We start from the raw sequence: 25,334 nt of genomic DNA, 5'->3' as shown, positions 1-25,334 counted from the left end.
CCGGTTCAGGCCGCGCCACGCGCCGCCGCATAGCCCCTGCCGTAGTGGCGCTCCAGTCGCACCTGCACGCGATCCCAGAGCGTGGTCAGTACAAGGTAGAAACAGGCCGCGACGCAATAGAGCTCCAGCACTTCGAATTTCTCCTGCATGAGCACCTGGGCGCGGCGCATCAGCTCTTCCATCGAGATCACCGAAGCCAGAGAGGTTGCCTTGAGCAGCCCGTTCACCGAATTGCCCAGCGGCGGAATGATCACCCGTAAAACTTGCGGCAGCGTCACCAGCCGCAAGGTCGCGAAGCGCGAAAGGCTCAACGCCTTGGCCGCTTCGATCTGCCCCTTCGCAATGGCGGAGAACCCGCCCCGAATGGTCTCCGACAGGTACGCCGCTTCGTTCAGGCTCAGCGCCAGCACCGCGGAGGTCAACACGTCGAAGCGAAGGCCCAGCTGCGGCAGCCCGGTGTAGATGATGACGATCTGCACCAGCAACGGCGTGCCGCGAAACACCCAGATGTAGAAGCGCGCCGGCGCTGACAACAATCGATGCGAAGACATGCTGCCCAACGCCAGCGGCAACGCCAGGGCAAGGCCGATCACGATGGTCGCGATGGTCAGTCCGATCGTGATGCCCACGCCCCCAAGGAGGAACGGGTTGACGAAGTAGGACAGGAAGGCATCGAAATTGAACACGGCCGGACCCTCTTCTTGCTCGACTCGCTTACTTCGGCGCCGGGCCGGGGCCGCGGATCGCGAACTTGGTGGTGTCCTTCAGGCGCGTCATGCGGAACTTGTCGAACAGCTTGTCGTAGGTGCCGTCGGCCTTCAGGTCGGTCAGCGCCTGCGCCACGGCTTCGGCAACCGCACGGTCGCGGAACGACAGCGTGATGTCAGTGCCGTAGAGACCGCTCGCGCGGATCTTGACGATGCCGCGCTCTTCAAAGGCAATGGCCGTCTCGTCGATGTTGATGCCCGCTTCGAGCTGGCCAGCGCGCAGTGCGGCGGTGGTTTCGGAGGCCGTTGCAAAGGTGCGGAAGTCGATCGGCGCCATGCCCTTGGCGACCATGGCCGCGTTCGATTCGCGCGACTTGCGCTCGGCGTACGTACCGGTCTCGATGCCGACGACGTGCCCCGAGAGGTCTTCGAACTTGGTCAGCGCCAGCTTGCTGTTGGGCACGGTGTAGATGCTCATCGACTGCTGGCCGTACGGCACCTGGAACATGAGCTTGGAGCGCTCTTCGGTCCAGAACAGGCCGGTGTTGATCACGTCGAAGCGGCCGGCCTGCAGCGCGGGCACCATCGGCGGCATGTCCATGCGCACGAAGACGGGCTCGAGGCACAGCTGCTTTGCGACGGCGCGGCCAAGCTCGATGTTCAGCCCCTGCAACTCGCCCTTGCTGTCGACGAACTGCTGCGGCGGCAGCGTCGGGTTGGTGGACATCTGGAGCTTGCCGGGTGCGGTCAGATGTTCAGCGGAAACCTTGGGTGTGCAGGTCTGGGCAAGGACCGAGCCGCTCAGCACGAGGCCGACGATGAAACCCAGGGACAGTTTGATCATGTGCATGAGATGCTTTCGTTGAAGACAGGGAGGAAAGAAAGAGAAGAACTAGGGCAATCGAAGTCAGGCCGTCTGCGTCGCATGCCGGCATGCAACCAGCGCCACGTGCACAGCTTCGATCACTGGCTCCGCGCGTTGGTTGACGAGCTGCAAGCTCTCGGTCACCACGCCGCGGCCACCACGCGACGAAAGACGTTTGTCGGTGAAGCGGAACACAACATGCACCGCATCGCCTGCAACAACAGGTCGCAAGAACCGGACCTGATCCCAACCGAGCGAAGCGATGGAGCTGTTCTCGTAGATCTTCAATGCGGTCTTCAGCCCTTCCATCAGCGAAAGACCGAACAGCCCGTGCGCAATGACGCCCGGAAAGCCGCGCGACTGTGCGTAGTCGGCATCGGTGTGCAGTGGATGGTGGTCGTGCGTGAGATCGCAGAAGCGGCCGATGTCCTCGGCGCTCACGACGTGGCTTTCGCTGCGCAGTTCTGCGCCGATCACCACGTCTTCGAAATACACGTCACTCATGCCCGCTCTCCTTGCGCAGCATCGCCCGCGTGACGCGGCGCCTTCGCAATGAACTCGTCGTGCACGCCCATGGGGCCGTTGCGGAAGATGCGTGCATCCATGGTGCGCAACTGCTCGCTGACGCGCACCTCGAAGCCGATCTTTTCGAGCACGTCTTCCTTCAGCCGCACGCCTGGTGCGATCTCCGTGAGCACGAGCCCATCGGCTTCGAGTTCGAACACGGCGCGGTCAGTGACAAAGCTCACTTGCTGGCCGCGCTCGCGCGCGAGCCGCCCCGAGAAGCTGATCTGATCGACCGCCGGCACGAACTTCTTGAACGCACCATCGCGGCGGATATCGAGCTTGCCGTCGGCCACGCCGATGTCGAAGTCGCCACCGGTGAGCGAGCCGTTGAACACCAGCCGCTGCGTGTTCTGCGTGATGTTGATGAAGCCGCCCGCGCCGTCGTAGCGCTTGCCGAAGCGCGTGACGTTGACGTTGCCTTGCGGGTCGACCTGCGCGAACGAGAGAAACGCGCAGCTCAAGCCGCCACCGTCGTAGAAGTCGAACTGGTACGACTGGTCGAGGATCGCGCGCGGGTTGACCGAGGTGCCGAACTCGCGCGCGTGACCGGGCACGCCGCCGACCACACCCGACTCGACCGTAAGCGTGATGAGGTCTGCAATGCCCTCTTCCGAGGCCACGTTGGGAATCATCGCGGAGATGCCCACGCCGAGATTCACCACGTCGCGCGGGCGCAGCTCGAAGGCTGCGCGCCTTGCCACCACGCGGCGCACATCGAGCGGATCGGGCGCAATGCTCGAAGCGGGCACCACGATCTCGCCGCAGCGCGCCGGGTCGTAGCGCGTGGTGTAGGTCTGCATCTGCTCGGGCTCGACCACGAAGTGATCGATCAGGAAGCCCGGGATCTTCACCATGTGCGGATGCAGCGTGCCGCGCTTGACGATGCGCTTGACCTGGCAGATGACGATGCCGCCAGCGTTGTGCACGGCCTGCGCCATCGAGAGGTCTTCGCGCGCGGTGGCTTCGTGCTCCATGCTCACGTAGCCGTCTTCGTCGGCCGAGGTGCCGCGGATCAACGCCACGTTCGGCACGCCGGGCGCGCGGTAGAACAACCAGTCGCGGTCTGCCACGTGCACGAGCTCGACCAGTTCCTCGGTGGTGCGCGCGTTCATGCGGCCGCCGTCCTGGCGCGGGTCCATGTAGGTTTCGAGGCCTACGTGCGTGAGCACGCCGGGCTGGCGGCCCGCCATGGCGCGGCACAGGTGCGTCATCACGCCCTGCGGGAAGTTGTAGGCCTCCACGTCCTGCGCGAGGATCATCTTCATGAACGGCAGCTGCATGCCGAAGTTGCCGCCGATCACTCGGCGCACCAGTCCCGGGTGCGCGAAATGGCACATGCCCTTTTCGGTGAGCGCGCCAACGCCGGTGACGTGGAACAGCGTGAGGTCGTGCGGACCGTCGCCGGCCGTGAAGCGGCGCTCGATGGCTTCGAATACGGCTTCGGGTACGCCCGAACCGCCGTTGCCGCCAGCCAGCACCATGTCGCCATCGCGCAGCAGCGCGGCAGCGGCGTCGGGGGTGATGCAGTCGATCATGATGGCCGCGTCCTCAGGTCAGTTCTTTCACGACCTGGCGCGAGATGATCAGGCGCTGGATCTGGTTGGTGCCTTCGTAGATCTGCGCCAGGCGCACGTCGCGGAAGATGCGCTCGATGCGATAGTCGCGCGAGTAGCCGTTGCCACCGTGGATCTGCAGCGCGTTCGACACGTGGCGCATCGCCATGTCGGTGGTGAAGAGCTTGGCCTGCGCACCTTCCTTGGCAATCGAGTGGCCGGCGTCCTGCAGCCGCGCGCCGTGATGGATCAGCAGGCGTGCCGCGGCAATGTCGGTCGCCATGTCGGCCACCATGAATTGGATGGCCTGGAAGTTCATGATCGGCTCGCCGAACTGCTTGCGCGTGGTGGCGTAGGCCACGGCGTCTTCCATCGCGGCCTGCGCCATGCCGAGTGCCATCGACGACATCAGCAGGCGGCTGAAGTTGAAGTTGCCCATGGCCGTCTTGAAGGCTTCGTTCTCGGCGCCGATGAGCGCAGTCTTCGGCACGTGCACGTCCTGCAGCACGATCTGACAGTCTTCCAGGCCGTGCATGCCGAGCAGTTCCTCGTTCTTGCCGCGGCTCACGCCGGCCTGGTGCGCATCGACCATGAAGCAGCTGATCGACTTGTGGCCGGCCTCCTTGCCGGTGCGCGCGAACACCATGATGCGGTCGGCCACGCCGCCGAGCGTGACCCAGGCCTTGGTGCCGTTGAGCACCCAGCCGTCGTCCACGGCGCGCGCGGTGGTGGTGATGCTGGCCACGTCGGAACCGAAGTCGGGCTCCGACATTGCGGTGGCCATGACGACGGAGCCGTCGAGGATGCCGGGGATCAGCGCCTTCTGGCTCTCGTTGCCGTGGTGGTGCAGGAAGAGCGCCGCCTCGACGGGAATCGCGAACGCGTTGCCAATGGCGCCCGAGCAGCGCGCCAGCTCTTCCATCACGAGGCAGGTGCTGACGGTGTCGAAGCCCGAGCCACCAGCCACCTCGGGCAGGCTCACGCCGAACAGGCCGAGCTCGGCCATGCCGCGGTACAGCACGCGGTCGAACTTGTCTTCGCGGTCGATGGCCGCGGCGCGCGGCAGCACTTCGCCCTCGGCGAAACGGCGCGCGGTGTCGCACAGCGAGATCTGGTCTTCGGTGAGGAAATGGGTCATGGTCTTCAGGCGGTGTGATCGGGTTGCTGCTCGGCTTCGTCGCTGGCCAGATGGCCGTCGTGCGCGACTTCGTCCTGTTCGCGGTCGAGGAAATAGACAGCCACGTTGTGGCTGCTGGTCGCAAAGCAGGTCGCCAGCGCGGGCGTGATGGCGGCGGCCAGCGCGCGGCGCTGGGCCGGCGTGCGGCGGTAGGCGTGCACCTTGACGAACACGCGCGTGCCCTCCCCCCCGCCGTCGTGGCCCAACTGGCCCTCGTGGGCGTAGTCGTGGGGCGCAACGGGCATGAAGTACAGCGTCACGGTCGAGGGCTCGACGCCGAACGACGCAACGACGCCGTCGGTGAGCGCGCGGCTGGCGGTGCGCTTGCGGGTTTCGGGGGCGCTGGGCGCCAGGATTTCGAGATAGGGCATGTCGGGAAGAGGTTGTTTCAGTTCGGCGCGATGGCGCGGCAGGAGGCGCGCTGTATCAGCCGCGAGCCGACGCGGTATTCGCGCCCGCTGTTGGCCACGCCCGAGAGGCGCTGCACCAGCCGGTCGACCGCGAGGTTGGCCATCTCAAAGGCGCCGCTGTCCACCACGCTGATGGCGGGGCGCTGCCACTCGAACCATGGCGAGTCTTCGTAGAACAGCAGCGACAGGTCGTCGGGAATCAGCAGCCCGCGCTCCGACACCACGCGCAGCACGCCAAGCGATGACTCGTGGTTGGCCACGAACAGGGCCGAGGGCGGCGTGGGCATCGACAGCAGCGCGTTGGCGGCCACCACGCCGGTCTCGGGCGCATAGCGGCCGGCCTGGATCAGCGCCGGATCGATGGGCAGGCCCGCTTCCTGCATGGCCCGCTTGTAGCCCGCGAGACGCTCCTTGCCGGAGGTGGTGTCGCTCATGCCCACGATCAGGCCGATGCGCCGGTGTCCGAGGTCCAGCAGGTGCTTCGTGCCGGCATAAGCGCCGTCGAGGTCGCCCGCGAGCACCGATTCGAGCGTGGCGCCCTCGACCCGGCGCACCGCGCAGATCACCGGGATGTCAGCGTGCTCCATGGCCAGCAGCTGGGCGCCGTTGGCACCGTTGGGCACGGCGATCAGGCCGTCGACGCTGTGGTCGACCAGGGTCTTGAAGATGTCGCGCTCCTGCTCGGGATCGTCGGCGCTGATGCTCAGGATGACTTGGTAGCCGAGTGCCTGCATGCGCGTCTGCACCACCGAGGCGAGCACCTGGAACGAGGCGTTCTCCAGGTTGTGCACGGTGAGGCCGATGAGCCGCGAGCGCTTGGTTTTCAGCGCCCGGGCGAAGGTGTTGGTGCGGTAGCCGAGGGCGGCGGCGACCTGGATCACGTGCCGCTGCGTCGCGTGGTTGGTGAGGGTGGAGCCGGCCAGCGCACGGGAGGCCGTGGCAATGGAAACGTCGGCGGCACGGGCCACGTCGCGCAGCGTTACCGCCATGGCTTGGCCTCGTGAGAGCAGTTTCTTGTAAACGTTTGCATTTTTTTATCGTAGGTTTTCATAAGGCCTGTAGTCAAGAAGAAAACTTCAAGCCATGCGGTCTGGTCGGGATTATTGCAATCGTTTCCAATTTTCTTGCATACTGCCGGCTTCAGCGACCCAACCCAGGATGGCCATGCACATTTCCGGAGTCGGCGGCATCTGGCCCGCCACGCTCACCCCCTTCACCCCGGACGGCCGCGTCGACGACGACGCGCTGGCCGCCCATGTGCGCGACGTGGCCAGCACGCCCGGCGTGCGCGCGGTGGTGGTCAACGGGCATGCGGGCGAGGCGACTTCGCTTGATCGCGCCGAGCGCGCCCAGGTGGTGAGCGTTGCGGTGGCTGCGGCCGGCAGCGTGCCCGTGGTGGCCGGCGTGGTGGCCGACGACACCCGCTACGCCTGCGCGCTGGCACAGGACGCGGCGCAGGCCGGAGCCTCGGCCCTGCTGCTGTTTCCGCCCGCGGTGTTCGCGCAGGGCGCCGGCGCGCGCCCAGACATGGCCCGTCGCTTCGTGAGCGAGGTGGCCGGTGCGAGCAGCCTGCCCATCGTGCTGTTCCAGCTGTCGCGCGCCTCGGGCCTCGCGTTCTCGACCGAAACGCTGGCGCGGCTTTGCATGGACGTGCCGGCCATCGTGGCCGTGAAGGAAGGCAGCGACATTCCCGAGCTCTACGAGGACAACCTCCGGGCCCTGCGCGCACTGCCGCGCCCGGTCACACTGCTGAGCAGCAGCAACAGCTGGCTGTTCGCTTCACTGGCCTATGGCGCCGACGGCATTCTGTCGGGCCTGGGCAGCGTGGCCGCCCCGCTGCTGGTGGCGCTGCACGAAGCCGTCGCGCGCGGCGACCTGGCGGCCGCACGCGCAGTCAACGATCGACTGGTGCCGCTGTGCCGGGCCTTCTACCGCGCGCCCTACCTCGACGCCCACAACCGCATGAAGACTGCGCTGCATCTTCTCGGCCGCCTGCCCCATCCGGACCCGCGCCCGCCACTGCTGCCCGTGCCGGCCGACGACACGGCGCGCATTCGCGCGGCACTCGTGGCCTCGGGCCTGCTGCCTTCCTCCACCCACTGACCCACCGAGCAACCTGTCCCATGGCTGATTTCCGCGGCACCTACACCATCATGGTCACGCCCTTCGACGCCGACGGCGCGGTCGACGTGCCCACCCTCGAGCGCTATGTCGACTGGCAGATCGAGTCCGGCATTCACGGCCTGATCCCGCTCGGCTCGACGGGCGAATTCATGTCGATGTCGGACGACGAGATCGCGCTCGTCGCGCAGACCGTGATCGATCGCGCCGCCGGCCGCGTGCCGGTGCTGATCGGCACCACCGCCGAAGACACGCGCGCCGTCGTGCGCCTGAGCCGCCGCGCCGAGGCGCAGGGCGCCGACGGCGTGATGGTGCTGCCGCCCTTCTACAGCACCCCCACCGACGACGAGCTGTTCCTGCACTACAAGACCATCTCGGACGCCATCGGCATTCCGATCATGGTCTACAACAACCCGGCCGTTGCCAACGTCGACCTGAAGCCGCCGCTGGTGGCGCGGCTCTCGCAGATCGACAACTGCCGCTACATCAAGGAATCGACGCTCGAGGTGACCCGCGTGCGCGACATCATGCGGCTGTCGGACGGCCGCATGGCGGTGTTCGGCGGCATCATGGGTTTCGAGTCGTACGTCGAAGGCGCAGTGGGCTGGGCCGCAGTGCCGTCCAACGGCGCTCCGCGCGAAATGGCGCGCCTGTACGACCTCGTCATGGCCGGCCAGCTGACCGAGGCGCGCGAGCTGGCGTTCAAACACTTTCCGATGATCGACTTCGTCGCCGGCCAGTCGTACGTGGCGGGCACCAAGGCCCTGCTCGCGGCCATGGGCCTGCCGGTGGGTGCGCCGCGCCCGCCACGCCTGCCGCTGGGCACCGAGGGCATCGCCGCGGCGAAGCGCCTGGTCGACGAACTCGGCCTGAAGATTCAAACCACCACCGCCTGAGGTATTCCCATGAGCGCTTTGCAACCGGACACGCCCGCGTCGGCCACCGACAGCCGGGCCGAACTCGTCATCCGCATGGTCGGCGTGCAGAAGTGGTACGGCGACTTCCAGGTGCTGCGCGACATCGACCTCGAAGTGCAGCGCGGCGAACGCATCGTGATCTGCGGGCCTTCGGGCTCGGGCAAGTCGACGCTGCTGCGCTGCATCAACCGGCTCGAAGAGCATCAGCAAGGGCAGATCGTGGTGAACCGTGCCGAGCTCACGGCCGACATGCGGCGCATCGACGCGGTGCGGCGAGACGTCGGCATGGTCTTCCAGCACTTCAACCTGTTCCCGCATCTCACCATCCTCGAGAACTGCACGCTGGCGCCGGTGTGGAGCAAGAAGTACACGCCCAAACAGGCGAAGGAAGTGGCCATGTCGTACCTGGAGCGCGTGCGCATTCCGGAGCAGGCCAACAAGTATCCGTCGCAGCTTTCAGGCGGCCAGCAGCAGCGCGTGGCCATTGCGCGCGCGCTGTGCATGGGCCCCAAGGTCATGCTGTTCGACGAGCCGACCTCGGCACTCGACCCCGAGATGGTCAAGGAGGTGCTGGACACCATGGTCTCGCTCGCCGACGACGGCATGACCATGCTGTCGGTCACGCACGAGATGAACTTCGCGCGCCAGGTTGCCAACCGTGTGATCTTCATGGACCAGGGCGCCATCGTCGAGCAGGCCGAGCCGAAGGAGTTCTTCAGCAATCCGAAACACGAACGCACCCGGCTCTTCTTGAGCCAGCTGCTGCACTGACCCAACCTCTCTTACTTTCAATCAATCACTCATGGCAAGAATTGGCATCGAAGCAGCGGGCCTGCGCTTCATCGCGGAAACGAACCCCGAAGCACCCAAGACCGTGGAGGCGTTCACCAGGCTGCTGCCCTACAGGCAGAAGATCATCCACGTGCGCTGGAGCGGCGAGGGCTGCTGGATTCCGCTGGGCGACTTCGAACTGGGCGTCGGCTTCGAGAACCACACCAGCCATCCTTCGGTGGGCGACATCCTGTTCTATCCCGGCGGCTACAGCGAGACCGAGATCATCCTGGCCTACGGCAGCTGCAGCTTCGCCAGCAAGATGGGGCCGCTTGCGGGCAACCACTTCCTGACGATCGTGGAAGGCAAGGAGCAGCTGCGCGCGCTCGGCAGGAAGGTGCTGTGGGAGGGCGCGCAGGACATCGCGTTCGAGCTGCTCTGATTTGATTCGAGCCGCGGCGGTCGTCAGATGTGCGCGTCTTCGACCGCATCCCCGTCTTCCGGCACGAACACCATGCCGGTCTTGGCGTTGTAGTCCATCAGGCCCGCGTAGCGGCCCCAGGCGATCATCGTCTCGAAGATCTTCTCGGGGTTGTCGTACGGCAAGGCGCTGCCGATGTCCTTGATCACGCGCTCGGCCTCGACCTCTTCGTATTCCTTGAGCAGCGCGATGATGATGTGGAACAGCCGGAGCTTGAACACCTGCTCCTCGAAGATCGCGCGCTTTCCAAGCCGGTCGGCAGCAACGAACTTTCGGCCGAGCTCGGTGAAGCGCACTTCCTGCCGCGGCGTATCGATCAGCTCGAGGATTTCGGCCGCCTTGAGAATGGCGATCGTCTCGCCGAACTCCTTTCCGATCTCGTCGGAAATGTCGTAGATGTTGGACAGGTCCGGCGAGTCGCTGAGGATGCTCATCAGCCCCAGGATCTGCCCCACGGGCACCAGCGGAATCGATTCCATGCGGGTGCGCGCGCGCGAGATGGGCTCGCCCTTCACGGGCGTCTCCGGCGGCAGGTCGGGCAGCGTCATCGTGGTGATGCACTCGTGAATCACGCTGACCAGCCGCTGGAACTCGGGGTCCTTGGTGTCGCGCGGATAGGGCAGCTTGTTTTCCAGCACGAGGCCGATGCGCCCCGGGCGCGGAAACACGACCACGATGCGCGTGGCCATCTCCACCGCCTCTTCGATGTTGTGCGTGACCATGAAGACCGAGCTCAGGTCGCCGCCCGGGTCGCGCCACAGGCTGATCAGCTCCTGCCGGAGGTTCTCCGCCGTCAGCACGTCCAGCGCACTGAAGGCCTCGTCCAGGCACAGCAGCTTGGGCTGTGAAACCAGCGCACGCGCAATGCCCACCCGCTGCCTCATGCCGCCCGACAGCTCGCGCGGAAAAGCCGAGTGGTAGTTGCCCAGGCCGATCAGCTCGATCGCCCGGTCGACAGCCGCATCGCGCTCTGCGCGGCTGATCTTTCTGGCCATCAGCCCCACCGCCACGTTCTGCTCGACCGTGAGCCACGGGTAGAGCGCGAAAGTCTGGAAGACCACCGAGGCATCGGGATTCACGCCGTTGAGCGACTTGCCGTTGGCCAGCGCCCGGCCCGAGGTCGGCACGATCAGCCCCGTGAGGCAACGCAGGATGGTCGACTTGCCCGAGCCGGACTGCCCCAGCAGCGCAAGGAACTCGCCTTCGCTGACAGCCAGGTCGATGTTGTCGAGCACCTTGAGTTCATGGTTCCCCGCGGTCATGAACGTCTTGGTGACGGCGCAGAGCTCGGCCACCGGCACGGCCGGCTTCGGCTCCTTCAGGGGCATGGGAGTGTTCATGTTCAGTCCAGTCTGAATCGGCGTTCGGCAAAGGCATACAGCCGGCGCCAGATGAGCTTGTTCATCAGCACGACGAAGATCGACATCACGCCGATGCTCGCGATGATCAGCGGCGTGTCGCCCGTCTTGGTGACGGTGGCGATGTACGCGCCCAGGCCATCCGCCTGCAGGCTGGTGCCGCCCCATGTGGCGAGCTCGGCCACGATGCTGGCGTTCCACGCGCCTCCGGCTGCCGTGCAGGCGCCCGTCACCCAGAACGGGAAGATCGCCGGCAGGATCAGGGTGCGCCAGAGGCTCCAGCGGCGCAGGCCGTAGACGCGCCCGGCTTCCTTCAAATCGTTCGGAATCGCCATGGCGCCGGCGATCACGTTGAACAGGATGTACCACTGCGTGCCCATGGCAATGAGCAGGATGCTGCCCCAGTTGAGGCTGATGTGGCTGGCCACGAAGAAACCGACGACGATCGGAAAGGTCATGTTCACGGGGAACGACGCACCGATCTGCGCCAGCGGCTGGGCGAATCGCGCAACGCGCGGCTGGAACCCGATCCACACGCCGACCGGCGTCCAGATCAGCGTGGCCAGGACCGTCATGGCAGCAACGCGCAAGGCCGTAAGAAAGCCCAGCCAGACGATGTGCCCGAAGTCGGACAGGGTCAGTGCACCATGCAACGCGGCAGTGGCAGCCGCCACTGCCCTGAGAACCTCGATGCCGATCCAGACGGAAAGCAGGATGCCCACCACCCGCCAGAGCAGCTTCTTCCACGAAGCCTTGAGCCTCACCGGCATTCGCGCCATCGGAGCCCGCGCCTGGAACGCCTTGTCCAGCAACGGGCGCCAGAGGCGCTCGCTGATCCAGGTGAACAGGTAGGCGCCGCGCAGCAGGTTGTAGACCCACGAGGTCGCCGGGGTCGTCGACCCCGTCAGCTCGATCTTGAACTTGTCCGCCCACGCCAGCAGAGGGCGCCACACCAGCTGGTCGCTGGCCAGGATCAACACGATCATGGCCACCACCGCCCACAGCGCGGTCGTCTTGTCGCCGTTCGAGATCGCCTGCACCATGTACGAGCCCAGGCCCGGCAGCTTGATGTCCTTGTTCATCACGCTGATGGCTTCGCTCTGCGCGACGAAGAACCAGCCGCCGCCGAAGGACATCATCGAATTCCAGATCAGGCTGTGCGCCGATGCCGGCAGCTCGACCGTCCTGAAACGCTGCCAGCGGGTCAGGCCGTAGGTCGACGCGGCCTCCTGCATGTCGGTGGGAACGGTGACCATCGAGTGATAGAAACCGAAGGCCATGTTCCACACCTGCCCGGTGAAGATGGCGAAGATCGCCGCGCACTCGACGCCGAGCAGGCTGCCGGGAAACAGCGCCATGAACCCCGTCACCGTTGCCGACAGGAACCCTAGGACCGGCACCGACTGCAGCACGTCGAGCGCCGGCAGGATGAAGGCGCGCGCGGTCCGGTTCTTTGCCGCAAGGTAGCCCACGGAAATGGCGAAGAACAGCGAGAAGCCGAAGGCGATCCACATGCGCATCAGCGTGCGGCCCGCGTAGTACGGAATCAGGCTCGGCGAGTTGTCGACCTGCGGCACGGCGGCCGGATCGAAATGCACCAGCATGCCCTTGCCGAAGTGCAATGCGCTCCAGAACAAACCCAGCAAGGCCAGCATGACCAGGGCATCGACCCAGCCGAATGCACGGCGTTCTTCAGTGACGGTGAGCTGCGGGGACGTGCTTTTCATGCGGGACGGCCTGCGGCGACTTCGACAATTTGCAGGAATCGATGCGGCCCGAGTATGCCTCGGCGGGGTCTCGCATGGGCGTCCCGGACTCAGCGCGCAGCCGGCGCGCGTGTCGACTTGCGCACGACAAGTTCCGGCCGCAGCACCACGGTCGACGCCGACATCGCGGCCCCGTCGATCTCCGCGAACAACATCTCGGCCGAGCGCCAGCCGAGTTCGCGGTGCGGCAGGCGGATAGTGGTGAGCGGCGGATCGACCATGTCCACCAGAGGCATGTCGTTGTGGCCGGTGATCGAAATGTCTTGCGGCACGCGCAGTCCCGCCTCGCGCAGCGCGTCGTAGGCGCCCAGCGCCACGAGGTCGTTGCAGCACACCACCGCCTGCGGTGCGGCGCCGGCCGCGAGCATCTGCTTCATTGCGGTCGCGCCCGCCTCGCGGCTGTAGCTCGCGCACTCGACCACGCGAAACGGCTTCATGCGGTGGTCACGCAAGGCCTGCTCCACGCCCAGCGAGCGGCCCACGCCGGTGGGGATGTTCTGCGGCCCCGCGAGATGCGCGATGCGCTTGTGGCCCAGGCCCACGAGGTGATCGACCGCGAGCTTCATCGCGAGCCGGTCGTCGCTGACCACGGCCGGCAGGCGGCCGGTTTCATCGGCGCGGTTGACCAGCACCGCGGTCATGCCAGCCTTGACGACGAAGTCGACCAGCGGGTCGTCGCGCGTGGCGGTGGCCAGGATCACGCCGTCGACGCGCTGCGCCAGCATGCGTTCGAGCACCGGCCGCGCGAGCGCGGGGTCGACCACGTTGGTGACGAAGACGAAGTAGCCGCGCGCGGCCGCGCTGGCCTCGATGCCTTGCAGGATCGGCGGGAACACCGCGTTCGTGATGTCGGGCACCAGCACGCCGATGGTGTGGGTGCGCCCGGTGCGCAGCGCAGAGGCCGCGCGGTTGGGCCGGTAGCCCAGGCGCTGCGCCGCTTCTTCCACCACGCGCAGCACCTCGTCGCTGATCAACGAACGCTTCTCGGGGCTGAGCGCGCGCGAGACGGTCGACACATGCACGCCGGCGGCACGGGCGACATCGCGGATGGTCACGGGGGAGGAAGTCGGGCTGGTGCTCATGGATTGGTGCAAACGATTGTCGTGCGTGTCAGGCCTTGAGAGCTGCTTTTCCTATTCCTGACCTGTCGAATGGGGTCATTTTACTTTTCAGCGATCTGGCGTAATATCGTGCAAACGATTGCATGAATCACACAGATTGCACGAGACCCACCATGAACATCGCCACCTCCCCCGACTCGGTGCTGAGCTTCACGCTCGAAGCCATGAAGCGAACCCCCGACCCACGGCTGCGCACCGTGATGGATGCGCTCACCCGCCACCTGCATGCCTTCGTCCAGGAGGTGAAGCTGACCGAGGATGAGTTCGAGCAGGCGCTCGAATTCATCGTCGCCATCGGCCAGGCCACGGGCGAGACCAAGAACGAAGTGGTGCTGGCGGCCGACATCCTCGGCGTGTCTACGGTAGTGGCGCTGCAGAACAACCAGGACCCGCACGGCGAATCGCCGGCCGCGCTGCTCGGGCCCTTCTGGCGCGCGAACTCGCCGGCCTGCGCGCCGGGCGACAACATCGCGCGCTCGGGCACGCCGGGCATTCCGCTCGCGGTGACAGGCACGGTGCGCGACGCCAAAGGCCGGCCGGTGGCCGACGCCACGGTCGACGTGTGGCAGGCCTCGCCCATCGGCCTCTACGAGAACCAGGACCCTACGCAGGAAGACATGAACCTGCGCGGGCGCTTCAGCACCGATGCCGAGGGGCACTTTCACTTCCGCAGCGTGCGGCCGGCCGGCTACCCGGTGCCGACCGACGGGCCATGCGGTGTGCTGCTGCGCGCACAACAGCGCCACCCGAACCGGCCCGCGCACCTGCACTTCATGGTGAGCAAGCCGGGCCACAAGGTACTGATCACGCAGGTGTTCGCCGATGACGACGAGAACCTGGAGAGCGATCCGACCTTCGGCGTGACGCGCCGGCTGATCGGCCGCTTCGCGCTGGCACCCGACGGCAAGACAGCCACGCTGCAGTACGACTTCCAGCTCGAGCCCGGCGAGATGAAGTTCCCCCGCCCGCCAATTCCCTGACCCCTGATTCCCCAACTCCTCTTCATCCCATGAGCTTCGATCCTGTTTCCCGACTCGACGGCAAGGTCGCCGTCATCACCGGTGGCCTCGGCGCCATCGGCTATGCGACGGCCACGCGCCTTGCCGCGCTCGGCGCCACCTGCGTGCTGCTGCACCGCAAGGGCGACGATGCAGCCGCACGCGCCGCCGCCCTGCCCTCCGCGCAAGGACAACGCCACGGCGCGATCCGCGCAGACATCGTCGACACGCCGAGCCTGCAGGCCGCTGCCGCAGAGGTGAAGGCGACACACGAGCGCTGCGACATCCTGGTCAACAGCGCGGGCCACACGCAGCCCGTGCCGGCCGCCGACCTCGACGCGCTGACCGACGAGCTCATCGACGACATCGTGCGCGCCAACTTCCGTGGCGTGTTCGCCACCATCCGCGCCTTTGCGCCGATGCTGAAGGCCAGCGGCGACGGCCTCGTAGTCAACATCTCGTCTATCGCCGGCTTCACGGGCGTGGGCAGCAACCTCGCCTACGTCGCGGCCAAGGCCGGGCTGGACGTGGTCGGCGACGCGCTGGCCAAGGCGCTGGCACCGGCAGTGCGCGTGGTGTCGGTGTCGCCGGGCGCGGTCGAGTCGGGCTTCGTGCCCGGCCGTGGCGCGGAGTTCGCCGGCAAGATGGCCAGCACCACGCCGCTGGGGCGCATCGGCAAGCCCGACGACGTGGCGGCCACCGTGGAAGCGCTTGCGACGACGATGCGCTTCGTGACTGGCACGCGCATCGTGGTCGATGGGGGGCGTCACCTGTGAACGCGAAAACCCTCATCACATGCGCCGTCACAGGCAACCTCGTGAAGCCGGAGCAGACGCCGCACCTGCCGATCACGCCGGTGCAGATCGCCGATGAGTGCCTGGCCGCCGCGGAGGCTGGCGCGGCGCAGGTGCACATCCACGTGCGCCATCCCGAAACCGGCAAGCCTTCGATGGAAGTCGAGCTGTATCGCGAGGTGGTCGACCGCATTCGCCGCGAGAACCGCGAAATCATCATCAACCTGACGACCGGCCCGGGCGGTCGCTACATCCCGAGCGAGGACGACCCGAAGATCGCCGCGCCCGGCACCACGCTGCTGCCGCCGGAAAAGCGCGTGGAGCACATCGCGCTCATCAGGCCCGACGTGTGCTCGCTCGACCTCAACACCATGAATTCCGGCCCCGACGTGGTGATGAACACGCCGAAGAACGTGCGGCGTATGGCGAAGGTGATCCGCGAGGCCGGCGTGACGCCCGAGCTGGAGATCTTCGATTCGGGCGACATCAACCTCGCGCTCGACCTCATCGCCGACGGCATGCTCGACGGCCCCGCCATGTGGACCTTCGTGCTCGGCGTGAAGTACGGATTTGCACCCACGCCCGAGACGCTGCTGTACGCCCGCAACATGCTGCCGCGCGGCGCGTTCTGGAGCGCCTTCGGCATCGGCCGCATGGAGTTCCCGATCGTCGCTCAGGCCTGGCTACTCGGCGGCCACGTGCGCGTGGGGATGGAGGACAACATCTACCTCGAGAAGGGCGTGCTGGCCGAGAGCAATGCGCAGCTGGTGGCGAAGGCGCGCGACATCCTGCTGAGCCTGGGCGGCGAAATCGCGAACCCGCGCGAGGCGCGCGCCATGCTGGGCTTGCCGGATGCAAGGAACTGAACGATGAGCATCGCAGCCATGCACACCGCCCACAGCTCCCGCGCATTGCGCGTGAGCGAGAAGGCCGCCAACCTCGACGCGCTGCGACTCGAGGCCGCGCCGCAGCCAGAACCCACACCGCCACCTGGCCACGCCGTGGTGCGCATCGCCGCCGCCGCGGTGAACCCGAGCGACGTGAAAGCGACGCTGGGCATCATGCCGCAGGCTGTCTGGCCGCGAACCCCGGGCCGCGACTTCGCGGGCACCGTGGTGAGCGGCCCCGACGAATGGATCGGCCGCGAGGTCTACGGTTCGGGTGGCGACGTCGGCATCACGCGCGACGGCTCGCATGCGCGCTACCTGGTGCTGCCCGAAGCGGCGCTGCGCGCAAAGCCCCGGGGCATTTCGATGGACGAAGCCGGCGCGGTGGGCGTGCCCTTCGTCACAGCCTATGAAGGCTTTCGCCGCAGCGGCATGCCGCAGGCCGGCCAGACGGTGCTGGTGCTCGGCGCCAACGGCAAGGTCGGGCAGGCGGCAGTGCAGCTTGCGACGCAGGCCGGCGCACGGGTGATCGCGGTGCAGCGCAGCGCCGGGCCCTTCGCGGGGTTCGCGAGCGGGCCGGTCGACGTGATCGACGCGCGCCACCACGCCGACGTCGGCGCGCGGGTGCGCGAACTCACCGACGGGCGCGGCGCGCACATCGTCTACAACACCGTGGGCAGCGCCTACTTCGAGGCCGCCAACAAGGCGATGGCCAAGGGCGCGACGCAGATCTTCATTGCCACGCACGACCGCGCGGTGCCCTTCGACATCTTCGCGTTCTACCGCGGCATGCACACCTTCGTGGGCGTCGACTCGCTGGGGATGGACTGCGTCGCCTCCACCGCGCAGCTCGACTCGATGCGCGAGGGTTTCGAGCGCGGCACGCTGAAGCCCTTTCCCGTGGCGCGCCACTTCGCGCTCGAAGAAGCCATCGAGGCCTACCGGCTGGTGCTGTCGGGCAGCACCGACCGCGTCGTGCTGCACCCCTGAAACCGCGAGGAACACCCGCCATGCACGTGACCCGTTTCAACGAAGCGCCGCACTACGAAGCGCCCAACCACTTCGACATGCGCTGCCTGCGCCTGCAGGGCAAGGAAGCCGGCCCCTCCACGCAGATGTGGATGGGCATGAGCCAGATTCTTCCCGGCGGCCACACAGGCCTCGATGGCTCACCAATGGAAAAGCTCTACCTCGTGCTCGAAGGCCAGCTCCATGTGGTCGGCGAACTCGACGGCGCACACCAGGAAGACGTGCTCGAGCAGTACGACAGCTGCCGCTTCGCGCCCGGCGAGAAGCGCCAGTTGGAAAACCGCAGCAACCGGCCGGTGCTGGTGGCGCTGGTGATGCCGAACGCGCCACCGGCCTAGCGCTCGCGCGCCCTTCGGTCATTCATCGCTCATCGAACAAATCAACGGAGACAAGACGCATGAAGAACAAGACATTCCCCTGGAGCCGCCGGCAGGCCCTTACCGTGGCCGCGGCATTCGCGGCCTGCACGCTGGGCAGCAGCGGCGCGCTGGCGCAGGGCGCGTGGCCAGGCACGCAACCGATCAAGCTGGTGGTGCCCTTCACGGCAGGCAGCGGCACCGACATCGTCGCGCGCCTCGTGGCCGAAAAGCTCGGGCCCGCGCTGGGCACGAGCGTGATCGTCGACAACAAGCCCGGCGCGGGCGGCACGCTGGGCGCGGCCATCACGGCCAAATCGCCAGCCGACGGCTACACACTGCTGGTGCATTCGGCGGGCCATCTCGTGAACCCGTGGATATACAAGGGCCTGTCGTACGACACGATCAAGGACTTCACCGGCATCACGCCGATGGCGAGCCTGCCCAACGTGCTGGTGACCGCGCCTTCGCACTTCACGAACGTGCAGGACCTCGTGGCCAAGGCAAAGGCCAAGCCTGGCGCTCTCAACTACGGCTCCGCAGGCAATGGCTCGGCCACGCACATGAACGCCGAGGTGTTCCGCCTCGCGGCCGGGCTCGATGCGCAGCACGTGCCCTTTCGCGGCACCCCCGAGGCCATGACCGAGGTGATGTCGGGCCGCGTCGACTGGTTCTTCGCACCGATGGTGTCGGCGCTGCCCCTCATCAAGAGCGGCAAGCTGCAGGCGCTGGCAGTGGGAACCGCCCAGCGCTCGCTGGCCCTGCCCGATGCACCCACCACGGTGGAGGCCGGCGTGCCGGGTTCGGCGTATTTGTTCTGGGTCGGCCTCTTCGCTCCGGCGAAGACGCCGCAAGCGGTGCTGGAGCGGCTTCAGGCCGAGGTCGCGAAGATCATGGTGTCGCCCGAGCTGAAAGAGCGGCTGGAGAAGCTCGGTGCCGAGCCGTTCACGATGCAGTCGGCGCAGTTCAACAAGTTCATCGTCGATGAAACCGCCAAGGCGCAGCAGGTGGTCAAGGCCGCGAGCATCAAGGTGGACTGAGGCGGGGACGCTGCTGCAGATCAGCCTTGGCGGCGGCCTGCTCGCGGCGCACCTCGGTGATCGTGCGGCCGTGCTGGCCCCAGTTGTCGGTGTCGTATTCGTCGATCACGACGAAGGTCGAGGCAGGGTCCTTGTTCAGGACGCGCACCATCATGTCGGTGGCCTCGGCGATCAGCTGCTTCTTCTGGTCGAGCGTGGTGCCTTCGCGGGTGATTTCGATGCGGATGTAGGGCATGGTGTTCTCCGGTATTCGTTGTCGATGCTTCGTTGCTTCGCTGCTGCGATCACCACTTGCCGGTGCCCATGCCGCCGTCCACGGGCAGCACGATGCCGGTCGTGAAGCCGGCGTCGCTCAGGTAGAGAACCGCGTCGACGATTTCCTGCACCGTGCCGATTCGGCCTGCCGGCTGCAGCGTGTTGAGGAAACCGTGCATTTCCTTCGTGTACATCGGCGTGTCAACGATGCCCGGCGCCACCGCCGTCACCTGGATGTTGTGCGGCGCCAGTTCCAGCGCCAGCGCCTTCGTCGCCTGGTTGATGCCGCCCTTGATCAGCAGCGGCAGCACCGCCGGCACGGCCTGGTTGGGCTGCGAGGCAAGGCTTGCGGTGATGCTGATGATGTGGCCCGCCTTGCGCTCGACCATGTGGCGGACTGCGGCCTGCGACGGATAGACGAAACCCTTCAAGTTGGTGCTCACCAGGGCGTCCAGCTCGTCCGGCGTGTACTGGACGAACGGCTTGGCGTTGAAGAATCCGGCGTTGTTGACGAGCACGTCCACGCGGCCGAAGCGCTCGACGGCGCGCCGCACCAGCAGCTCGCCGACGGCGGGGTCGGCGACATCGCCGGCAACGCCCAGGAAGTTGTCGGGCGAGCCGAGCGACACGGACGCCTGTTGCAGCCGTTCGGCGCTGCGGGCGTTGCCGACGACGTTGTCGCCGCGCTGGAGGTACGCGCCGGCCAAGGCCAGGCCGATGCCGCTCGAGGCGCCGGTGATCACGATCGTCTTGGGTTGGGTCTTCATGATGGTTTCCTTTCGGGTGGTCAAAGCGGAGGCGGTTGATTCAGGGAGGCTCTCGCCTCTGGGATCAAATGTATTGACTACCTTCAAGTTGATAAAGATGATCAGAGAATCTTCAGTTATTACTCCATGTAATCAATCATGAATCGCCAGTTCGACGACCTGCTGCTGGGAAGCCTGGAACTGTTCTGCCTTGCGGCCGAGCAAGAGGGGTTCACCGCCGCCGCGGCCGTCGCGGGCGTGACGCCCGCCGCCGTGAGCAGGACCGTGGGCAGGCTGGAAGAACGCCTCGGCGTGCGCCTCTTCCTGCGCACGACGCGGCAGATACGGCTGAGCGAGGCGGGCCAGGCCTATTACGAGCAATGCCGCCAGGCGCTCAACCAGCTGGTGGAGGCCGAACGCGTGGTCGGCGGCCAACAGATCACGCCAAGCGGCCTGCTGCGGATCAGCGTTCCCACCACTTACGGGCACTACCGGCTGCTGCCGCTGCTGCCGGAGTTCAGGACGCACTACCCGGACATCCGGGTCGAGGTTCACGTCAGCAACCGCAACATCGACTTCGCCGCGGAGGGGTACGACCTCGCCGTGCGTGTGCGCGCGCCCGCCGACTCGACCTTGGTTGCACGCCATCTCGAGGACGCCGAACTCGTGCTGGTCGCCGCCCCGGACTACCTGCGCCGGCGCGGAGAACCCCGGACCCTGGACGACTTGCAGACCCACGAATGCATCCAGTTCGAGCTGCCCAGCAGCGGCCGCACCATCCCCTGGCTGTGCCGTCAGGACGGGCAGGACATCGAAATGCTCACCTCCGGCGGCTACGCCTGTTCGGACGACGTCCTGGCCGGCGTGACGCTGGCCCGGCATGGCGCGGGCATCTTCCAGGCCTATCGCTTCGTGGTCGAGGAAGACCTGCGCCAGGGGCGACTGGTCGAAGTGCTCAAGCCCTTCGGCGGCCGGTCCCGGCCCTACAACCTGCTGTATCCCAAGCTGCGCTTCGCGCCGCTGCGCGTGCGCACCTTCGTGGACTTCCTGATGGGCCACCGGGCGGGTGCGGCTGCCGGCGGCGTGGCCGGCCGGGCGTGAGATCCGGCCACGACCTTTCCAAGCTCACTCACGACACCTTTGGAAAGCGTACGACTCCCAGAGGTACCCTCCCAGCTAGGTAATTACGCATCCGCGTCTTCAAGGCATCGGCCGCACCTGGAGACGCATCGATGGCGGGCAAATCCATTCCGCTGGCGAGAAGGTTTGCCACGGCAGTTGCAACCAGAGCCTCATCACCCCCAAGCAGAGACAGCCATTCAGCGACCGTAATGGGCGACTGTGGGCTCTTAGAGTTTGCGCATTCAGGCACGCTGATTTCAGAGCACCGAGCATTTGGCGTCCCCGATGATTGCCTCGAAAAATGAGTGTCTGAATTCCATTTTTTCTGGCTAGTGAAAAGTACGCAGTCCAGCGAACAATCGGCGCGCAAGTTCCCAAGTGACACATGGGGTCCGCGTCGCTCGCAAGAGCCGAATCTCTTGCGAGCGATGACGGGCGGTGGATGCGAACGCGACTCCCGAGGGTCGGCGAAACAGCAACGGCGTGTGATCAACATCGAAATTCAAACCGCCGTTGGCGCCATACCCCATGTCCCCTTTTCCCGTGCGCCTGCTGCGTGCCGCGATGATTCCCCTGGCCATCGCGCTGGTGGCCCTGCCTGCTCAGGCCGCCGTCGACACGATGAGCAAGATCCGCGAAACGCGCACGATCGTGCTCGGCGTGCGCGAAGCCGTGCCGCCCTTTTCGTTCGTCAATGCGCAGAAGCAGCCCGCGGGCTATTCGGTGGACCTGTGCATGAACGCGGTCGAGGAGATCAAGCGCGAGCTCAAGCTTCCCGACATCAAGGTCCAGTACAAGCTCGTGGCAGGCCCGGAGCGCATTCCGAAACTGCTCGCCGGCGAAATCGACCTCGAGTGCGGCTCGACCACCAATACGATGGCGCGCCAGGAGAAGGTGGACTTCAGCTACACCTTCTTCGTCGCCGGGATGCGCGTGCTGACGAGCAAGAGCCTTCACGTGGAGACGGTGAAGGACCTGAAGAGCATGCCGATCGCGCTGGCCAAAGGTTCGACCTCGGAGAAGCTTTTCAAGCAACTCGCCGAAGGTGAACTGCGCGATGCGAAGTTCACCACCTACGACAACAACGGCGAGGCCTACAAGGCCCTGAAGGAAGGCAAGGTGCGCGCATTTGCGCAGGATGACTCGCTGCTGCAAGGCCTCGTGTCGAACGACAAGGGGATCGATACGCTCAGCCTGAGCAGGCTTGCGCTGTCGGTCGAACCGTACGCCGTGATGATGCGCAAGGGCGACACTGCGTTGCTCGCGGCGGTCGACCGGAGCCTCGCGCAGCTGTACGCCAACGGCGAGATCAATGCGCTCTATGACAAGTGGTTCAACACCCAGACACTCACCATCAAGATGGGACGCCTGACTCGCGACAGCTTCGTTCGGCCGAACAAGCAGCCCGGCGTCGCGATGGTGCTCGGTCACTCGATCTGAGTCGAACGGCCAGTCGGACTGATAGTGCGGCGAGAGAGAGTTTCGATGCGGGGCATGGTGGGTCACCTGCGCACCGGGTTGATCGCTGGCTTCTGGCACCTCGGCCCACGCAATGCCCGGAATTGTGCAGAGACCGGGAGTCGGTCGAGCCTGGGCGAGTGACCGGAAACGCTGCAAAACGGAAGCTCGTCGCGCGACCTGTGAGGTCCCGCAGTTGGCATCCTCTTCGACGGCAGCTTCGCCTTGCTTCCAGCGGATCTCTTTTTTACCCGGGCAAAAAGCAAGCGAAGGTTAAATGGCGTGTCCACTGATTTCCACCGGCGTTCCGCATGAGAACCGACAGCAGCCCCTGTCACTTGAAAGCCCACCGATTGCCCTTATGATTAGCACTCGCTGCTGATGAGTGCTAACAGCCCTCGCTTCCAGTCGATGGGCTGCCGGCCTCCGGTCCGGCACCCGACCACAAAACCCGTTTCTTATCCATACATCCAGGAGATGCAATGAAACTTCGTCCTTTGGCCGATCGCGTGATCGTCAAGCGTGTTGACAGCGAAACCAAGACCGCCTCCGGCATCGTCATCCCCGACGCAGCCGCTGAAAAGCCCGATCAGGGTGAAGTCCTGGCCGTGGGCCCGGGCAAGCGCAACGACAAGGGCGAACTGGCCGCACTGACCGTCAAGGTCGGCGACCGCGTCCTGTTCGGCAAGTACAGCGGCCAGACCGTCAAGGTCGGCGGTGACGAATTGCTCGTCATGAAGGAAGACGACCTGTTCGCGGTCGTCGAGAAGTAATTCAAACATCCCATTCGGAGTAAACAAACATGGCAGCAAAAGACGTAGTCTTCGGCGGTGAAGCCCGCGCACGCATGGTCGAGGGTGTGAACATCCTGGCCAACGCAGTCAAGGTGACCCTGGGCCCCAAGGGCCGCAATGTGGTGCTCGAGCGCTCGTTCGGCGCCCCCACCGTCACCAAGGACGGTGTGTCGGTCGCCAAGGAAATCGAACTCAAGGACAAGCTGCAGAACATGGGCGCCCAGCTCGTGAAGGAAGTGGCTTCCAAGACTTCGGACAACGCCGGTGACGGCACCACCACCGCGACCGTGCTGGCACAAGCCATCGTTCGCGAAGGTTTCAAGCTGGTGGCTGCCGGCATGAACCCGATGGACCTGAAGCGCGGCATCGACAAGGCCGTGACGGCCCTGGTCGCCGAGCTGAAGAAGGCTTCCAAGCCCACCACCACGTCGAAGGAAATCGCTCAAGTCGGCTCGATCTCGGCCAATAGCGACGAAACCATCGGCAAGCTCATCGCTGACGCGATGGACAAGGTCGGCAAGGAAGGCGTGATCACTGTCGAAGACGGCAAGTCGCTCGACAGCGAACTCGACGTCGTCGAAGGCATGCAATTCGACCGCGGCTACCTGTCGCCCTACTTCATCAACAACCCCGAGAAGCAATCGGCGCTGCTCGACAACCCCTTCGTGCTGCTGTTCGACAAGAAGATCAGCAACATCCGTGACCTGCTCCCCACGCTGGAACAAGTCGCCAAGGCTGGCCGTCCGCTGCTGATCATTGCCGAAGAAGTCGAAGGCGAAGCCCTGGCTACGCTGGTCGTGAACACGATCCGCGGCATCCTGAAGGTCGTGGCCGTCAAGGCTCCTGGCTTCGGCGACCGCCGCAAGGCCATGCTGGAAGACATCGCCATCCTGACGGGCGGCAAGGTCATCGCTGAAGAAGTGGGCCTGACGCTCGAAAAGGTGACGCTGGCCGACCTGGGCCAAGCCAAGCGCATCGAAGTGGGCAAGGAAAACACGATCATCATCGACGGCGCCGGCGCCGCTGGCGACATCGAAGCCCGCGTGAAGCAAGTGCGCGTGCAGATCGAAGAAGCCACGAGCGACTACGACCGTGAAAAGCTGCAAGAGCGCGTGGCCAAGCTGGCCGGCGGCGTTGCAGTGATCAAGGTTGGCGCTGCCACCGAAGTCGAAATGAAGGAAAAGAAGGCTCGCGTCGAAGACGCCCTGCACGCTACCCGCGCTGCAGTGGAAGAAGGCGTTGTGGCTGGCGGCGGCGTGGCTCTGCTGCGTGCCAAGCAAGCCGTGGGCGAGTCGGTCAAGGGCGACAACGCTGACCAGGAAGCCGGCATCAAGCTGGTGCTCAAGGCCATCGAAGCTCCCCTGCGCGAAATCGTGAACAACGCCGGCGGCGAAGCCTCGGTGGTGGTGAACGCTGTGCTGGCCGGCAAGGGCAACTACGGCTTCAACGCTGCGAACGACACGTACGGCGACATGCTCGAACTGGGCATCCTGGACCCGACGAAGGTCACGCGCACCGCACTGCAGAACGCCGCTTCGGTGTCCTCGCTGCTGCTGACGACCGAAGCCATGGTCGCTGACGCACCGAAGGACGAGTCTGGCGCCGGCGGCGGCATGCCCGACATGGGCGGCATGGGTGGCATGGGTGGCATGGGCATGTAATTGCCCGGCCCTAGGCTGCGCGGCACTTCGTGTCCGCTACGCCTACCCCCTGCCGGGGGCAACACCTGCGGACCGGCTGAGCCGGATCCGCAGTGTTTTGCGAAATGAAAAAAAGCCCGTCTCCGACGGGCTTTTTTTCATGAGTGCACGCTGATCAAAGCGCTGCAATGCAAAGAGAGCTTCCCGATTGAATGCCACAAGAAGGCTCCCGCCTAATTCATTTGCGGTAATCGCGAGAAGTGCCAAAAGTCATATTTTTTGGCGTGATTTGCAGAATTAAATGCGCTCGTTTACATCAGATAGTATCTTTTTCTGCTTTCATCTCTTTTATTCTCCGATTAAAGTTCCACAAAGAAAAGGGAGAGATTGGCGGTGTTTCC

At 65.6% G+C, this 25,334-nt stretch carries 26 protein-coding genes; 14 read left to right on the top strand and 12 right to left on the bottom strand.

What is annotated here, in order from left to right:
• Window positions 1–5 precede the first annotated feature (5 nt).
• From ACSFBF_RS26005 to ACSFBF_RS25975, 7 genes are all read right to left on the bottom strand, one after another.
• Window positions 6–686, bottom strand: coding sequence for an amino acid ABC transporter permease (locus ACSFBF_RS26005; RefSeq protein WP_093048470.1), 681 nt, complete (start codon window positions 684–686; stop codon window positions 6–8).
• A 28-nt stretch (window positions 687–714) separates the two neighbouring features.
• Window positions 715–1,551: an ABC transporter substrate-binding protein gene (locus ACSFBF_RS26000; protein WP_435472082.1), complete on the bottom strand. Its 837-nt coding sequence runs from the start codon at window positions 1,549–1,551 to the stop codon at window positions 715–717.
• A gap of 63 nt (window positions 1,552–1,614) precedes the next feature.
• The gene (locus ACSFBF_RS25995; protein WP_435472080.1) at window positions 1,615–2,076 is read right to left on the bottom strand and encodes a MaoC family dehydratase; all 462 of its coding nucleotides are present in this window, start codon (window positions 2,074–2,076) and stop codon (window positions 1,615–1,617) included.
• Window positions 2,073–3,674: an acyl CoA:acetate/3-ketoacid CoA transferase gene (locus ACSFBF_RS25990; protein WP_435472078.1), complete on the bottom strand. Its 1,602-nt coding sequence runs from the start codon at window positions 3,672–3,674 to the stop codon at window positions 2,073–2,075. The genes ACSFBF_RS25995 and ACSFBF_RS25990 overlap by 4 nt, the downstream gene beginning before the upstream one ends.
• Window positions 3,675–3,687: 13 nt before the next feature.
• Complete coding sequence (locus ACSFBF_RS25985; protein WP_435472076.1) at window positions 3,688–4,830, bottom strand: acyl-CoA dehydrogenase family protein; 1,143 nt, start codon at window positions 4,828–4,830, stop codon at window positions 3,688–3,690.
• 5 nt (window positions 4,831–4,835) lie between these two features.
• Window positions 4,836–5,240: a tautomerase family protein gene (locus tag ACSFBF_RS25980; protein WP_435472074.1), complete on the bottom strand. Its 405-nt coding sequence runs from the start codon at window positions 5,238–5,240 to the stop codon at window positions 4,836–4,838.
• A 17-nt stretch (window positions 5,241–5,257) separates the two neighbouring features.
• A complete protein-coding gene (locus tag ACSFBF_RS25975) occupies window positions 5,258–6,268 on the bottom strand; it encodes a LacI family DNA-binding transcriptional regulator (RefSeq protein WP_435472072.1) in 1,011 nt (336 codons plus the stop codon).
• Between the two features lie 175 nt (window positions 6,269–6,443).
• Between ACSFBF_RS25975 and ACSFBF_RS25970 the strand changes: the two genes are divergently transcribed.
• The 4 genes from ACSFBF_RS25970 to ACSFBF_RS25955 are packed head-to-tail and all read left to right on the top strand — an operon-like array spanning window position 6,444 to window position 9,530.
• On the top strand, window positions 6,444–7,382 hold the full coding sequence (locus tag ACSFBF_RS25970) for a dihydrodipicolinate synthase family protein (protein WP_435472070.1): 939 nt from the start codon (window positions 6,444–6,446) through the stop codon (window positions 7,380–7,382).
• Window positions 7,383–7,402: 20 nt separating this feature from the next.
• Window positions 7,403–8,296: a dihydrodipicolinate synthase family protein gene (locus ACSFBF_RS25965; protein ID WP_435472068.1), complete on the top strand. Its 894-nt coding sequence runs from the start codon at window positions 7,403–7,405 to the stop codon at window positions 8,294–8,296.
• A gap of 9 nt (window positions 8,297–8,305) precedes the next feature.
• A complete protein-coding gene (locus ACSFBF_RS25960; protein WP_435472066.1) occupies window positions 8,306–9,088 on the top strand; it encodes an amino acid ABC transporter ATP-binding protein in 783 nt (260 codons plus the stop codon).
• Between the two features lie 31 nt (window positions 9,089–9,119).
• A complete protein-coding gene (locus tag ACSFBF_RS25955) occupies window positions 9,120–9,530 on the top strand; it encodes a DUF3830 family protein (protein ID WP_093048441.1) in 411 nt (136 codons plus the stop codon).
• Window positions 9,531–9,553: 23 nt separating this feature from the next.
• On the opposite strand, the gene ACSFBF_RS25950 is transcribed toward ACSFBF_RS25955, so the two are convergent.
• From ACSFBF_RS25950 to ACSFBF_RS25940, 3 genes are all read right to left on the bottom strand, one after another.
• The gene (locus ACSFBF_RS25950) at window positions 9,554–10,909 is read right to left on the bottom strand and encodes an ABC transporter ATP-binding protein (protein ID WP_435472064.1); all 1,356 of its coding nucleotides are present in this window, start codon (window positions 10,907–10,909) and stop codon (window positions 9,554–9,556) included.
• A 2-nt stretch (window positions 10,910–10,911) separates the two neighbouring features.
• Window positions 10,912–12,654 (bottom strand): ABC transporter permease, encoded by a 1,743-nt coding sequence (locus ACSFBF_RS25945; protein WP_435472062.1) that lies wholly within the window; start codon window positions 12,652–12,654, stop codon window positions 10,912–10,914.
• Window positions 12,655–12,743: 89 nt separating this feature from the next.
• Entirely contained in the window at window positions 12,744–13,775 is a 1,032-nt protein-coding gene (locus ACSFBF_RS25940; RefSeq protein WP_435472060.1) for a LacI family DNA-binding transcriptional regulator, read from the bottom strand.
• A 152-nt stretch (window positions 13,776–13,927) separates the two neighbouring features.
• Between ACSFBF_RS25940 and ACSFBF_RS25935 the strand changes: the two genes are divergently transcribed.
• The 6 genes from ACSFBF_RS25935 to ACSFBF_RS25910 are packed head-to-tail and all read left to right on the top strand — an operon-like array spanning window position 13,928 to window position 18,918.
• Window positions 13,928–14,794, top strand: coding sequence for a dioxygenase family protein (locus tag ACSFBF_RS25935; protein ID WP_435472058.1), 867 nt, complete (start codon window positions 13,928–13,930; stop codon window positions 14,792–14,794).
• 29 nt (window positions 14,795–14,823) lie between these two features.
• Window positions 14,824–15,588, top strand: a complete 765-nt coding sequence (locus tag ACSFBF_RS25930; RefSeq protein WP_435472056.1) for an SDR family NAD(P)-dependent oxidoreductase — start codon at window positions 14,824–14,826, stop codon at window positions 15,586–15,588.
• Complete coding sequence (locus ACSFBF_RS25925) at window positions 15,585–16,472, top strand: beta-keto acid cleavage family enzyme (protein WP_435472054.1); 888 nt, start codon at window positions 15,585–15,587, stop codon at window positions 16,470–16,472. Before ACSFBF_RS25930 ends, ACSFBF_RS25925 begins: the two co-directional genes overlap by 4 nt.
• A gap of 3 nt (window positions 16,473–16,475) precedes the next feature.
• A complete protein-coding gene (locus ACSFBF_RS25920) occupies window positions 16,476–17,483 on the top strand; it encodes a quinone oxidoreductase family protein (RefSeq protein ID WP_435472052.1) in 1,008 nt (335 codons plus the stop codon).
• A 20-nt stretch (window positions 17,484–17,503) separates the two neighbouring features.
• The gene (locus tag ACSFBF_RS25915) at window positions 17,504–17,860 is read left to right on the top strand and encodes a cupin domain-containing protein (protein WP_426391626.1); all 357 of its coding nucleotides are present in this window, start codon (window positions 17,504–17,506) and stop codon (window positions 17,858–17,860) included.
• Window positions 17,861–17,919: 59 nt separating this feature from the next.
• Complete coding sequence (locus ACSFBF_RS25910; RefSeq protein ID WP_435472050.1) at window positions 17,920–18,918, top strand: Bug family tripartite tricarboxylate transporter substrate binding protein; 999 nt, start codon at window positions 17,920–17,922, stop codon at window positions 18,916–18,918.
• On the opposite strand, the gene ACSFBF_RS25905 is transcribed toward ACSFBF_RS25910, so the two are convergent.
• Window positions 18,905–19,153, bottom strand: coding sequence for a tautomerase family protein (locus ACSFBF_RS25905; protein WP_435472048.1), 249 nt, complete (start codon window positions 19,151–19,153; stop codon window positions 18,905–18,907). The genes ACSFBF_RS25910 and ACSFBF_RS25905 overlap by 14 nt on opposite strands.
• 49 nt (window positions 19,154–19,202) lie before the next feature.
• Window positions 19,203–19,940, bottom strand: a complete 738-nt coding sequence (locus ACSFBF_RS25900) for an SDR family NAD(P)-dependent oxidoreductase (protein WP_435472046.1) — start codon at window positions 19,938–19,940, stop codon at window positions 19,203–19,205.
• Between the two features lie 138 nt (window positions 19,941–20,078).
• Between ACSFBF_RS25900 and ACSFBF_RS25895 the strand changes: the two genes are divergently transcribed.
• The 4 genes from ACSFBF_RS25895 (at window position 20,079) to groL (ending at window position 24,954) form a co-directional block, all read left to right on the top strand.
• On the top strand, window positions 20,079–21,020 hold the full coding sequence (locus tag ACSFBF_RS25895; RefSeq protein ID WP_435472044.1) for a LysR family transcriptional regulator: 942 nt from the start codon (window positions 20,079–20,081) through the stop codon (window positions 21,018–21,020).
• A gap of 549 nt (window positions 21,021–21,569) precedes the next feature.
• On the top strand, window positions 21,570–22,481 hold the full coding sequence (locus ACSFBF_RS25890) for an amino acid ABC transporter substrate-binding protein (RefSeq protein ID WP_435472042.1): 912 nt from the start codon (window positions 21,570–21,572) through the stop codon (window positions 22,479–22,481).
• Window positions 22,482–22,981: 500 nt separating this feature from the next.
• Window positions 22,982–23,272: a co-chaperone GroES gene (locus ACSFBF_RS25885; protein WP_007835162.1), complete on the top strand. Its 291-nt coding sequence runs from the start codon at window positions 22,982–22,984 to the stop codon at window positions 23,270–23,272.
• A 29-nt stretch (window positions 23,273–23,301) separates the two neighbouring features.
• Window positions 23,302–24,954: a chaperonin GroEL gene (gene groL / locus ACSFBF_RS25880; protein WP_093048403.1), complete on the top strand. Its 1,653-nt coding sequence runs from the start codon at window positions 23,302–23,304 to the stop codon at window positions 24,952–24,954.
• Window positions 24,955–25,334: the final 380 nt, after the last annotated feature.

It is taken from the genome of Variovorax nivicola, from assembly GCF_051216475.1.
GTDB lineage: Bacteria > Pseudomonadota > Gammaproteobacteria > Burkholderiales > Burkholderiaceae_C > Variovorax.
Note: the sequence above shows the minus strand (reverse complement) of the source record. Positions and strands in the feature narration are given on the sequence as shown.